Origin of the sequence: Candidatus Uabimicrobium amorphum, assembly GCF_009002475.1 — a bacterium.
Classification (GTDB): domain Bacteria; phylum Planctomycetota; class Uabimicrobiia; order Uabimicrobiales; family Uabimicrobiaceae; genus Uabimicrobium; species Uabimicrobium amorphum.
In genome coordinates, this window is record NZ_AP019860.1 from 4,163,833 (window position 1) to 4,177,656 (window position 13,824).

A 13,824-nucleotide genomic window follows, 5' to 3' on the forward strand; every position below is an offset into this window, starting at 1 on the left:
TTAAAAATCATCGAAGGGTAAATTACGACACTCTGCTGTATCTTTTACGCCTTGTTTTGTGCTTACGTTTGCAGCACAATTATACTTGCCTTTATAAGAAATTGTCATATGGTATTTTTTTGTCTGTTCTCCGGCAAGAGAGTCCAATTTCCATATGGCAACATTTCCTGAGATTTCGGTATTATCTTGCGCAGAAATTATCGCCGTGTCTTTCTCGGTCACTTGTGCGTTTAATAGGATGTTCGTAAGATCTGAACTTCCGAGATTTGTCACGGTAATGGTAACGGCAATGCGATTTGGGGAGGATTGACTACACGAGATTTCGAGACTTATGCCTTCGGTGAAAACGATGGGAACTTGGTTTTTGTATTTCTCACGCCACTGAGGATCAATGGCATCGAGAACGTCGACAATTTCGCGATCGTATGTCGGTGCACTGTTTAAAGACTCGACCAAGGCAGGTATAGAATCAATGGCGTCTTTTCCCAATGTTTTCAAAATTTGCAAAGTCTGCATGCGAAAATCGATTCTTCTTTTCCCTAAATTTTGCGTAACAGCAGGAAGTGCTCCCTTGGCCTCTTTGCCAATAGCCGCCAAAGCTTCCATAGAAGATTGACGTACAGTGCGCTCTTCGTCCGCTAAGTTTTTTGCCAAAGCGGGTACGGCCTCTTTCACTCCTGTTTTTATTCTTTTTATGCCAATTGCTGCGGAAATACGTACGAATGGTTTTTCATCGTGTAGAACGGCGACCAAGTCGGAAAGTGCCACATGAGCTTTTGTTCCAAATCGTCCAATTGCCTGCGCCGCACCGCCGCGAATTTGTGGTTTTTCGTGGCGCAACGCTTTTTGCAAATGAGTAACAGCGGCATCCCCAATTTGCATAAGAGAAATCCCCGTGGTATCCAACGTTTCCACCTCTCCCAAAAATGGAATCAAATGCGCGATGGCTTCTTTTGCGTTTTCTCCGATTTCACCTATCGACTGAATCGTACAAAGTTGTACTTGTTTATTTTCATCACTTAGTTGTGCGATGAGTTGCGGGAGCACAACGCTGGACTTTCTTTTTCCCATGGCCTTGATCACCGCTTTTTTTACTTCGAGATGTTCATCCTTTAACATACTTAAAAGCTCGGGTAAAACGGCTGCGTTTTTTCCGACAACAGCCAAAGTTGTCGCAACGCAAACACGTACATGAAAGCTGTCATCCGCTTTGTGCTTGACAACAATAGCAAACGCCGCATCTCCTACTCTTTGGGTAGCATCCACAGCGTGTTCTCGTGTTTCTTGGTCTTGTAAACGAAATAATGCCACCAATGGTTCCACAGCTTTTTCGCCGATTTTCCCCAAAGTCTCTGCTGCCATCACTTTTAGCAAATAGTCAGAACCACGCAAAGTCTCAATTAATTGAGGGATCGCCTTCGCGGCATCAGCCCCCATATTACCGAGCTCGTTTATCGCGAGATATTTCTGTTGTTTACTACCTTGCGATAATTTTTCGATCAATTGGTCGACGGTATTGTCTTGTGCGCATAACGACACGCCGAGAATCAAAAATATAATAAAATGTTTATTAAACATGTGTCTACAGTGAGCATTTCTTCGCCAATACGAAGTTCTCACATCTCCTATGAAATCTATCAGAATTTTGTCGATTAGTTCGCTTTAAATGCTGGTATTTTATCACTAAATATTCGTATGTAAAATTTTATCTTCTTCAATAAATAAACATCCAACAAAGATTGCATATAGCAAGATTTCAAATTTGTGATAATATGTTAAGGTATTCTACTCTACGTATTGAATTTATCTACCAGCGAAAGAGAGTGACCAGTGGAAGCTTTAAAAGTTGTTTTTGATATGGAAACACAAGACCCGGATGATTTTTTGACATTGCTGTTACTACTAGGACACCCACGTATTGATTTACGTGCGGTAACAGTCACACCTGGTTCGCAAGCGCAGGTAGGAGTAGTGCGCTATGCTTTAAGTTGTTTTGAAGTGGATATTCCGGTGGGCGCGTACAACATCAACCATCCAAAAACCTGCGTTTCTCCTTGGCACTACAGAGCTTATGGGAACATTCCACCTTCGTGCGATGCGCGCGAAGGACACGAAGTCCTCGCAGAAAATTGTGATGAAAAAACAACGTTAATAACTGGTGCGGCATTAAAAAACGTGGGACGTGCGATAAAAAACAATTCACTAAAAGTAAAAAAACTTGTTGCTCAAGGAGGTTTTGCCGGAGAAGGGGTTGTCCCAAAGTATCTGCAAATGGAAAAGTTCAAAGGGAAAAAAACATGTCCCACTTTTAACCTCAATGGCGACCGTAAATCGGCATTAGCTGTTCTTGAATATTCGGGAATACCACGTAGATATTTTGTGTCAAAAAACGTTTGTCACCGCGTATTGTATGACCAAGATCTACACAAGCAAGTACGGGTTGTGCGCAAAAGATCAAAAGCACTAAATATGATGTACTTGGGAATGGATATATATCTACAAAAAAGAAGCCACAAAAAACTGCACGACCCGCTAGCGGCATGTTGTGCCATTACTCCGCTTATCGGACAATGGGAAGAGGTAGAACTTTTTTATGCCAAAGGGGAATGGGGATCGCGCTTAGCTTCGGGTTCAAATACATGGATTATAGTCGACTATAATCATGCTTTATTTTTAGAAACATTTTTGGCGTATTAAAAGAGATACAGTATACAAAATACGCATCACTAACGGCGATTAAAAGCAATTCATAACTCTGTTTTCCTGTATAAAATTTATATGGTGTGTGATGCTTTGGGGTCATCATTTGCATCGCACACCGTACACAATGAACAGTTGCTCTTTCCCACTATTGCGATTCTGTACTACACAACGTCGTCAAAAAGGTTATTTTTTTCACCGTGATATCCGAATGTACTTCCAAAGCCTGCTCAATGTCTTCTATCTTTTGCCCATCTCTTAGTTCTATACGCAAAGCATAATCTTTATCAGAAATAGAAGTAATCTGACATTTTTGCGAAACTTCTTCACAGACTTTTTGCAAAACACTATGCGACGTTTTTTTCGCAAGGTGAACTTCAGCATACGCCCCTTCAATAAGGGGTAGCTTCAAATTGTCTTGTATTTTTTCCTGTTGTAAAGAGAAAAGGTAGTCAACCCATCCGGCCTTAATCAACTTCACCAATTCATAACATTCCACGGGGGTCATTCCCATAATAATTCCCTCCCCTTCGACAATAGGGCTTTGGATCACGGGAGCAGCAACTACTTTACCCTGTGAAATGATAGCCAATTGTTCTCGTTGGTGTTGTTTGGTCATTGTCGCGAAGGTGGTAACGGACTCCTTCGTTAGTGAAAAGAAAACCGATTTATTCACACTATTGTAGCGAACTTCTTTAAAGTTTTTCGTCATAATGTTGTAGGGGTCGTCGAGCCACAGTAGATAGTCTTTTTTATCTTTGCCACTCATCCACAAATAGCCTTGTTTTTTTAAATCAGCAAAGTATTCATCGCGTTTTTGCGTATGGCGCCTAACGCGTTCATATTGTTGCTGTTCCTTGTATGAGTCAACCCCTACGCCTATTTTCGCGGAAGCTACAAAACGCAGCATAATACCTCTAGGACCAGAAAACTCTTCTTTAACAAGACGCAATGTTTCTGCATCCAAATCTGGCAAATACACCACAATCTCATCATTACCAATTTGTTCCATATGATGTGGCAGAGGAAGTTGTAATTTGCGCAAATCGTTTAGATCTACCCCGTCATCCTTATGCACAGGCAAAACTTTATAGTGCAAGCTCCTCGACCATTTTCGTGTTGATTTTATCAATCCGGCAAGAGTTACTAGCATATTGTTATCGATCGTCAAACTTACATTGATCGTCGATTTAAAGCCAAAGAAACTCTTTTTCTGTGAAGAAGATATTTGTTTCACAGCCCAGGAAGGATTTCGAAAAATCATCTTATAGTCGTTGCGATTATAAACAAAGTGTTTTTTCTCACAAAACTTTTGCAGTAATTGATTTATGGCACTGTCAATGGCCAATTGTTGACTTTTGTTATGGTCACTACTTGAATAGGAATATGTATAACTCTGAGCATAAATGCTCACAGAAAACAATAGATATAATAAAATTATTTTCATTTCCGTTCTCTTTCGTAGATCATGTTATATTTGATAGTCTTACAAATGGTAGTATTGTAATCAGAAAGTGTTTGGTATTACTTTCTATAAAAAATTACTCAAATAGGAACGTTTATGAACAAGATCAAAGGAAAATCATTAAAAAAAATTATTAGTAAAACTCTATATTCTGGGTGCACTTTTTATCTTGACGAGGACAAAGCACATAATATTACAGATTCTACTTTTGAAAATTGTAGTTTCCGCACCAATGTTACTTTACGTAGATTAGAACGCTGCGAATTTATTAACTGTGGTTTTAGCGGTTCCATTATCATCGATTTGACGGAAACTGAATTACAAGAAATCCCTCCATGTCTCTTCAATTTACCATTTGTTTCCGAATTACACTTAGGTTACAACAATCTGGAACATTTGCCAGAGGAAATCGCTTTATTACAAAATTTAGAATCTCTAAATTTAACAACAAACCAACTGCAAAGTATACCAAAAGAACTTGGCGCACTACACAAACTTACTATTTTGGACTTGAGCTTCAATCAAATAGACAATTTTACAACGGAGATCGCAACACTGCAAAATCTCAAATGCTTAGATCTCGTAGGAAACGAGCTTAGAGAATTACCAAAAGAAATAGATCAATTGCAAAACCTTGAAGAGTTATTTTTAGGAGCCAATAAAATACGTAGCTTACCTCCCGAAATAGGAAAATTAAGCAACCTTCGCGAATTACTACTAGGAAATAATATGGTCAAACACATACCGCACGAAATAGAAGGACTCCATAACCTAGAAACGCTTTCTTTGGCAAGTAGCAATCTAGCAATTTTCCCAAAAGACATATGTAAGTTACATAATTTACGCGTACTGAATATAGACCTCAATTCGATACAACACTTACCCGAAGAAATCGGCCAACTTACCAAATTAGAAATACTCGACCTTAAATCAAATCAACTAGAAAAACTACCGCCACAAATCGGTCAATTACAACAGATGAAAGAACTAAATCTTAACTACAACGAAATGAAGTCTCTCCCTAAAGAAATCGGCCAACTACAACAGCTTCAAATGTTAGAGTTACATGGCAACGGGATAACACACCTACCAGAAGAAATCGGCCAATTACAGAGCTTGCAAACGCTAGACCTCACTTCAAATCACATCAAGAATTTACCAACATCCATAGGAAAACTACAAAATCTAAACTCATTACGTTTGGGCCATAATTTTATAGAGAACTTGCCTGTCGAACTGGTAAAGCTCAAAAATCTTTATGTGATAGAACTAGAAAGTAACAAAATAAAAACCCTGCCACCCGAGATAAGTCAATGCGCAAATTTAAATATACTTATTTTAGATAACAATAAAATCGAAGAAAAAACGCAGCGTAAAATTCAATCGTGGTTACCTGATTGCCAAGTTATGTTTGATTAGGTTGATGTGGGTATCACAGTGATGTTTTATACTTTGGAAAGTGGGCTGACAAAAAATCAACCCACTTTTCACAAATACAAATTCTTGTGCAATCTGACCATTTGTATTTCTTTTTGCGATGAACAGTCTATAACTCTTAACGATCCTGTAAAAATTACTTGTAGATAAACGTCTGTATTTTCTCACCTGACTTTACATGGCCGCGGTACATTCCCTCAGTGTTAAATACCATGGCAATGTTACCGTCTTTATCTACACTAACAATACCACCTGTCCCCCCCAGTTTCGTTAGTTTTTGGTGAATCACTTTTTCTGCGGCTTGCTGTAAAGAAAGGTTTCCATATTCCATGAGTATAGAAATACTATGTGTCACAGCGAGACGGATAAAATACTCACCATGTCCAGTTGCCGAAACGGCGCAAGTGTTATTGTTCGCATACGTCCCCGCTCCAATAATAGGCGAGTCGCCAACACGTCCGTATCTTTTATTGGTCATACCACCCGTTGAAGTTCCTGCCGCCAAGTTACCATGGATGTCTAAAGCCGCGACGCCCACGGTTCCGTGTTTGTCATTCTCATTCACATTCTTTTCATTTTTCTTGATCTTTTGTAAACTTTTCCACCGGCTTTCGGTGTAAAAATACTTTGGATCAACAATCTCCAAACCCATTTCTTGTGCAAATTGCTGTGCTCCTTCTCCCGTGAGGAGTACGTGGGGAGAACGTTCCATTACCTTGCGTGCCGCACTAATGGGATTTTTAATATTTTTTACAGATGCCACAGCACCAGCATTTAGATCACTGCCATCCATAATAGATGCGTCCATTTCATTGGTACCGCTATTGGTAAATACCGCTCCTTTACCTGCGTTAAACAACGGTGAATCTTCCAAAATTTTAATGGTTGCTTCTACAGCGTCCACACTCTTACCACCGTTTTTGAGTATCGCTTCTCCTACGGCAATCGCTTCGGCTAACTTTTGATGGTATTGTTGCTCTTTTTCTGCGGTCATATTCTTTTTTAGGATGGTTCCGGCACCACCATGAACGACTAGAACATATTTTTCTTGCGCAAAAACGACACCGCAAAAAAGTATTGTCCATAAAAGATATCTCATAAAATTACCTTTCGTTTTATTACAAAATTATGGATTAAGATCTACATTAGTATTATAGCTCGAGTAAAGTTAGATACAAAGATAATGGTACGCATTTTCTAAAACAATGTTGTGTAAAACGGATAAATAACACGTTTATATAACAAAATTTATATATAACTTCAATTTATCTGATAATAAGGCACACATTTGGTATCATATCTTGATATAAATTCAGACTATTTGATGGGAGATTTTATGGAACGAACAGGTATAACTTACTGTCGTGTGCTGTTTCAAAAATTACAAAAGATACTAAAAGCAAACAATAAACGGTGGCGAAAATGAATAACAGTTGGTACGTACCTTTGGTATGCATAGGCTCATTCGCAACTTCTTTCATTTTGATTGAGAGTTTTGAATTTACAAAACAATTCAGTCCTAACGAAAAATACATATTGTACATGGTGCTATCTTTGCTATTTATTGGCATAATTTATTTTATGTTCTTTAAAATGAAACCAACCTGTGTGCATTGTGGTTTGTATCCGCAGGGAGATTACAGGATCATTGCAATACCAGGGGAAACAGGATACGTAATTTGCGAAAATTGTAGAAAAAAAGAAGAGAGCGATTATTACCACGATTTAGAGATTATAGAGGAATACGAGTCGCCATAACAAAGCGACAATAACTACACAGCCAGCGACTTTAGCAAAAATTTTCAATTTAAAGTGAGCCTTTTTTATGTTATCTTTATTCTAAAAATCAATTAGAAATCTGGAACAAAAATGAGACAGCGCGAAAAACACTACATACTACAAATCATCTCTGAAATACAAAAAATGTATATTGATGAGACCAAACCCAACATTCTCTTCGACAAGATGCTGAACTATCTATTGGAAATAACCGAGTCAGAGTACGGTTTTATTGGTGAAGTTCGGTATAAAGAAGATGGTTCACCTTTTTTAAAGACCTATGCATTGTCAAACATCGCATGGAATGAAGAAACAAGAGATTTTTACGACAAAAATGCCCCGACAGGTTTGGAATTCTATAACTTAAACACTTTGTTTGGCTATACGATCATTCACAAAGAAATCGTCATTAGCAATAACCCCAAGGATGATCCTCGTGCACAAGGTTTACCAAAAGGGCATCCTCCATTACATAAGTACTTAGGCATTCCATTTTTCCTTAAAAATCGTTTTGTTGGAATGGTTGGTATCGCCAATGCAGCAGAAGACTACAGCAATGCTAGCGTTGAATATCTAGAACCCATTACCAGTACTTGTTGCCAATTAATTGTAGGCTACCAAGAAAAAGCCAAACTAAAATCATTGATTCAAGAGTTGAATAACCAAAAGCAAAAAGAAATCGAAGCAAACAAAGTGAAAGATCGCTTCATTGCCAATATGTCACATGAAATTCGTTCGCCTTTGCAATCGATTATTGGATATACAGACCTTCTGCTGTTTGATCCTGTTGTACAAGAAAATGACGAAATTCAAGAAAAAATTAAGGTGATCGAATCATCAAGTGAGCATCTTTTAAATATTGTAAATAGCATTCTTGATTTCTCGAAGATAAACAGTGGTACAATTGATGTCAAATTCGAAAAAATTGACTTAGACAAGTTTGCCAATAAAATTGAACTCTATGCAAAGACGCTAAATATAGAAAATAATAATCAATTTGTACTACAAAACGAAAGCAACTACACAAAATTCGACTCCGATATCACCATCCTTTACCAAGTGATGATTAACCTAATTTCCAATGCCATGAAGTTTACCAAAAATGGAAAAGTTGTTGTGCAAATTATCTCGCAAGAAGAAAGTGGTTTGCCGTATATAATATTTGCCGTCAAGGACAATGGTGTTGGTATTAAAAAAAGCTACTTAGCCAATATATTCCAAGAATTTTCTCAACAGGATGACACCATAAAGAAAGAGTATGGTGGTACCGGTTTGGGATTAGCTTTAACAAAAAAACTTGTCGAGTTGTTAAAAGGTGAACTCAATGTTGAATCCAAAGAAAAAGTAGGCTCGACTTTTTCCATAAAAATGCGAGTGAGTAACTAAACAAGGTACACGAAATGAAATTTTTGATTTTAGATGACGACCGTGCCACAAAAAAATTATTTGAAACGTACTTCAAGCACCTCAAATATGACGATTTTGATTCTTTTGGCGATCCTGAAAAAGCAATAGAAGCATACTTTCAAAAAGAGTACGATCTAATCATCACCGACTTACAAATGCCCAAGATGGACGGCATAACCTTTCTAAAAAAGTTAAACGATATCAATGCGCAACAACAGCGGAAAAAGTCTTACGTGGTGGTTGTAACGGGTAGTATTGTGGAATCCATCAAACAAAAGTGTATCGAACAAGGATGTGACGAGTTTCTCATAAAACCCGTTAGAATGAAAAACTTTATGGAAGTTCTAGAAAACTACCAAGCGCAGAAATAATTTTTGATAAATAGACAAAACTTCGCTAAATCCATGCCGTTAGAAACAGCACGGATTTACAAAACCTTTTCGCAAGAGCCTCTATTTTTACATCGGCAGAAAAGCGATAGGAGCATTTTAGTTTTCATCAATAAAAAGTTTTTGAATATTCTCGACCTCTTCTAAGTTGTCAATGAGAGCTTGAACACAATCGCGGTCAAGTTTTTCGCCTGATAGTTTCTTCAACTGGGCAATCGCCGCTTCATTACTCCAAGCTTTTTTATAAGGTCTTTCACTGGTAAGAGCGTCAAAAATATCGGCAACAGAAACGATTCTTGCGGCAATAGAAACTTGTTCTTCTTTTAAACCGTGAGGATAACCTAAACCATCAATCGTTTCGTGATGTTGTTCGGCAATACATCTGATAATTTCTGCGTCACCTGCAATTAAAAATCCCAGGTTCTCAAAAATATTATCAATAATTTCACGACCTTTTATGGTATGTGCTTGCATCACTTTCCATTCCTCTTCGTTCAGCTTGCCTTTTTTTTGCAAAATCTCGTCTGGAACAGCTATTTTACCGATATCGTGAAGTGGCGCGTACAAAAAGATGCGCTCAATATACTCATCTGTAAAGTCGTATTTATTTGTTTGGGCAAGTTCTTTAGCAATTAAACGTGTATAGCGCGCCATACGCTGGATGTGGTTACTTGTTTCGGGGTCTTTATAGTGCATTAAACTAGAGGCGGTTTTTAGCGTGGCAAGTAGACTACGTGTGCGATAGATTTCTTCCATAATCATTTGCCCAATAATGTAGGCATAGAGACCGATGACCAATATATTTTCTTCATCAAAACAATTTGCTTCGTAGCTATTGAAAAATACAATCCCCAAGAATTCATCATGGGCCATAATAGGGTAAGTATAACTGGCGCGATAACCGTGTATTTTAATTTTTTGTGTGTGTTCGCTCGAACCTTGGTAAAGCTCCAAATCATTGACCACACGAACTTGTCCCCCCTTGGCCAGTTCTTTTAGGGTAGGGACTTCATTTAGGGATATTTCGTAGTGCTTCAAAACCCCTTGCGTACCACTGGACAAAAAAGTCTTTATATTGCCAATTTTGTCATCGTACAAAGCCACGGCAATACGCGAGATAAAAGCAAAATTTCGTTTAACAACCTCATGGAGATCTTGTAGCTGTTTGTTTAAAGGTTGACTGCGGTCTATGTTGGCTAAAGGGTGATTGTGAAGTAGTTTTTCTTGAGCACTCATCATAAAACTCCTATTTTTCTACCTCTACTATAAAATTATTGATAAAAAATTCTATGTTAATAGTTGTAAGACTATGTTAGCAATTCAAAAATATTTTTACTATGTTATAATGTGTTCATAATACAGTTTAGTTTGGAAATATTTTGTAAGAGGTTACTATGTGGAAATTTTTACTGATTATTTGTCTCGTACTCAGTTCATGTGAAACATTGAACTCGTCGACATCTTCGACATCTTCAACATCTTCAGCGTCGCAAGATTCGAAAGTAGGAGAGCCTTGTGAGTACTATCAACAACCATTCTCTATGGCTGTCACCGAAATCCGTCCATTTGGACAAAGTTACCATGTAATGCTGGATCATAAAGGCCATCAATACATACTAAGCGAACTAATTGACAGACCAACGGATAGCGCTTTTATCAGAGAAAACGACATCGCTGTTGGTCAAGTACTAACGGGAATCGAAAAAACGATTACCCAAGGAACATGTACTCCTGTGTTGTTTGAATTCGAAACGAAGTTTTTATTCAGCCAATAAAACATTTTAGCGCATGCAAATTGTATGCGCTAAAACATACCAACATTTGCAATTGTCTTCCGATCAAAATACGAATAACAAAACGGTAAATTCATCAAATAATAGACAACTCTTTCAAACCTATTTACTCGTTAGGAAAATCTATGGAATCGACACCGACAACGCAACAAAAAAAGTTTGGTAAATATGTGATAGAAAAAGAACTAGGCCGTGGTGGTATGGGCGTAGTGTACAAAGCCTATGATTTACAATTACAAAGGTATGTCGCTCTCAAAATACTTCTAAACGTCAATCAAAAAAGCATACGCCGTTTGCAAAACGAATCCGTGGCGATGGCGAACATTGATCATCCCAACATTACGCGTTTTTATGAATTCGGAAGTACTCCCCAACCGCACTTTACGATGGAGTTTATCGAGGGAACTACTCTCAAAGCCCTCATTGCCCAAAAAAAAATCAAACAATTATTTTTAATAAATACCCTAATCACTGTTTGTGATTGCTTGCAAGAAGTTCACGATAAAAAAATCTTACACCGTGATTTAAAACCCGAAAATATAATGGTCACCAAAGATGGCACTCCCAAAATTATGGACTTCGGTTTGGCCAAATTCACCAACGACGAAACTAGCAATTTATCCAAAACAGGTGATATTGTAGGTACTGTTCACTATATGGCTCCCGAACAAATTAGTGGAAATGTGGGAATGGCAAGTGACATATATGCTGTGGGAGCGACGATGTATGAAGCGCTGACTTTTCAAAAATTATTTGACGGTGTTTCCCAAGCCAACCTTATTTTTCAAGTATTACAAGTTGAGCCCATTCCACCACGAGAAATCAACCCGAAAATATCTGCCGATTTAGAAGAAGTTTGCTTAAAATGTCTTGCCAAAAAACCCGAGATGCGCTACCGCAATTTTCGACAATTGAGTACTCACCTACGTAAAATAAAAGAATTACGCAAAAGCGGCGCATCAAACACCTCTAAAAAACTTCCGTCACGCAAGATGGTAAAATTAACGGATTGGATTATACGCAAACGCTTCCCCATTATTTTTGCGTTAGTACTTTGCATCAGTTTATGCACAAATGTATATTCTTTTTTTGCACAAAACAATTATCTACAAAAAAGTATTGCGGTTATCTCTCCTAATTTTTTAAAAGGTGAGAAGAGTAAAACGGTTTCATTATCAACAGGTACAATTGCATTAGAAATTTCCTTACCTCAGGGAATTACAGAAATACAATTTTTGGGAAAAAAAATCGCCTGGAATCAAAAAGAAACTCTATTCGTACAGGAAATTCCACTGAACTTTGGCGAAAACATTATCGAAATCACTTTCCTCCATAAATCAGGGCGATACTATAAACTACAGCGTAAACTAAAGCGACCAAAAGAAGTCAATTCGGTATTATTCTCAAAAAATACTAAACGCCTAAGAAAAGCTTACAATGGCAACATGAGTCCTTTAGAATTAAAATGGAAATTTTCCACGTCAAAATCTGCCGTAACTTTTTCACCTTTGGTAGTGAAAGAGCGTATTTTATTTGGTGATACAGATGGCATTTTTTACTGTGTTGATGATTCAGGAAAACTCATGTGGAAGTTTACATCTTCCGATAGCATATATGGCTATGGTTCTGTATTCGACAATATTGTCTATTTTGGAAATCGAAGCGGAGATCTTTATGGCTTAGATATTTATACAGGACAACAGCTATTTCATCACTCCCTAGGACAACCACAGCGCTTTTCTCCCTTGGTAAAAAACGACGTTATCTATGTAAATACCGAACTGGAAAATTTTTATGCCATTGATTTAAAAACATCGCAAAAAATATGGCGTTATAAAAGCCACAGTGACCAAGAGTTTTATAACTCTCCGGCCTTCTACAAGGATTCAATTATACTTCCAGGATATTTAGGAGAAATGTTTTGTTTGGATTGTAAAACCGGAAAGGAACGATGGAAGGCAAAGATCTCAGAGAGATGCTATAGTTCACCAATGGTCATCGGTGATATCATTTATGTTACGGCCAAAGACTCACTCTATGCGATTAACGCAAAAAAGGGAAACCAACTTTGGCGACTCGCCCCCACAGAAAAACATCGAATTGGAGGGACAGGAGTTTATGATCATAGAAGTAATACGATGGTCATTGTTGACAATGAGGGGTATATATTTATCATCGATCTCAAAAAACCTGAGGTAAAAAAGATTATTCGGCCCAAAAACGACCAAGAAGTGTGGTCCTCTCCACAGATTGTCGGCAACGACATTTTTATCCACAGTCAGAATTTATTTTACTCTCTAAATTTAGCCACACAAAGGATCACGAATTACCATACCATAGCAAACAAACAAGATTATTATGAATACTCCTCTCCCACGATTCACAATAAAACACTATATGTCGGAAGCGCAGATGGTTTTTTGTATGCCTACAAACCACGGAAAATAACGCACTACAGTTTTCAGGTAAACATTGTTTCAGGGCGTCTAATCGGCAGAACCTACGACGGGTCTTTTTCATACGACCCCACTCAATTAACAGGAAAAGGTACGGAAAAAATCCCCACGCAAGCCACAAAATTTGTCTTTCATGGCAAAACGTTCTATAAATTGGGAAATCTTACATTTGAGGATGGTAAATTGCGTTATTTACATTTGGGAGGTTCGAACAAAGACTTCAACTTTGGCATTAATTCCGGATTTGGTCGTAGCCGCAAACACTTTCTCAACAGTGCCGAACAATTTATTTTTGATGAAAAAAACTCTTTTTTTGCTTATACGTACAAGGGTCGTATTAATGGCGCAGGAAAAGTAAAGTATACACCCCAAAGGTAAAAGCGCGCGTACAAGTTTAC

The 13,824-nt window shown here is 37.9% G+C and carries 10 protein-coding genes; 6 read left to right on the forward strand and 4 right to left on the reverse strand.

The annotated features are described in order from the left end of the window. A complete protein-coding gene (locus UABAM_RS15035; RefSeq protein ID WP_151968826.1) occupies positions 1-1,578 on the reverse strand; it encodes a HEAT repeat domain-containing protein in 1,578 nt (525 codons plus the stop codon). A 252-nt stretch (positions 1,579-1,830) separates the two neighbouring features. Between UABAM_RS15035 and UABAM_RS15040 the strand changes: the two genes are divergently transcribed. Next, positions 1,831-2,697, forward strand: a complete 867-nt coding sequence (locus UABAM_RS15040) for a nucleoside hydrolase (protein WP_151968827.1) — start codon at positions 1,831-1,833, stop codon at positions 2,695-2,697. A 151-nt stretch (positions 2,698-2,848) separates the two neighbouring features. Here UABAM_RS15040 and UABAM_RS15045 read toward each other — a convergent pair whose 3' ends face one another. Further along, a complete protein-coding gene (locus UABAM_RS15045; RefSeq protein WP_151968828.1) occupies positions 2,849-4,147 on the reverse strand; it encodes a SecDF P1 head subdomain-containing protein in 1,299 nt (432 codons plus the stop codon). Positions 4,148-4,261: 114 nt separating this feature from the next. Here UABAM_RS15045 and UABAM_RS15050 point away from each other — a divergent pair, with 114 nt between their 5' ends. Next, positions 4,262-5,584: a leucine-rich repeat domain-containing protein gene (locus UABAM_RS15050; RefSeq protein WP_151968829.1), complete on the forward strand. Its 1,323-nt coding sequence runs from the start codon at positions 4,262-4,264 to the stop codon at positions 5,582-5,584. A gap of 154 nt (positions 5,585-5,738) precedes the next feature. On the opposite strand, the gene UABAM_RS15055 is transcribed toward UABAM_RS15050, so the two are convergent. Next, positions 5,739-6,701, reverse strand: a complete 963-nt coding sequence (locus UABAM_RS15055) for an isoaspartyl peptidase/L-asparaginase family protein (protein WP_151968830.1) — start codon at positions 6,699-6,701, stop codon at positions 5,739-5,741. Positions 6,702-7,471: 770 nt separating this feature from the next. Here UABAM_RS15055 and UABAM_RS15060 point away from each other — a divergent pair. Together UABAM_RS15060 and UABAM_RS15065 are read left to right on the forward strand one after the other, a co-directional pair. Then, positions 7,472-8,767 carry a sensor histidine kinase gene (locus tag UABAM_RS15060; protein WP_151968831.1) on the forward strand — a complete coding sequence of 432 codons (1,296 nt, stop codon included), beginning with the start codon at positions 7,472-7,474 and terminating at the stop codon, positions 8,765-8,767. A 14-nt stretch (positions 8,768-8,781) separates the two neighbouring features. After that, on the forward strand, positions 8,782-9,159 hold the full coding sequence (locus UABAM_RS15065; protein WP_151968832.1) for a response regulator: 378 nt from the start codon (positions 8,782-8,784) through the stop codon (positions 9,157-9,159). Between the two features lie 117 nt (positions 9,160-9,276). Here UABAM_RS15065 and UABAM_RS15070 read toward each other — a convergent pair whose 3' ends face one another. Then, a complete protein-coding gene (locus UABAM_RS15070) occupies positions 9,277-10,416 on the reverse strand; it encodes an HD domain-containing phosphohydrolase (RefSeq protein WP_229759406.1) in 1,140 nt (379 codons plus the stop codon). Between the two features lie 155 nt (positions 10,417-10,571). Here UABAM_RS15070 and UABAM_RS15075 point away from each other — a divergent pair, with 155 nt between their 5' ends. Both UABAM_RS15075 and UABAM_RS15080 read left to right on the forward strand, forming a co-directional pair. Next, positions 10,572-10,952, forward strand: a complete 381-nt coding sequence (locus UABAM_RS15075; RefSeq protein ID WP_151968833.1) for a hypothetical protein — start codon at positions 10,572-10,574, stop codon at positions 10,950-10,952. A 143-nt stretch (positions 10,953-11,095) separates the two neighbouring features. After that, positions 11,096-13,804, forward strand: a complete 2,709-nt coding sequence (locus tag UABAM_RS15080) for a serine/threonine-protein kinase (RefSeq protein WP_151968834.1) — start codon at positions 11,096-11,098, stop codon at positions 13,802-13,804. Positions 13,805-13,824: the final 20 nt, after the last annotated feature.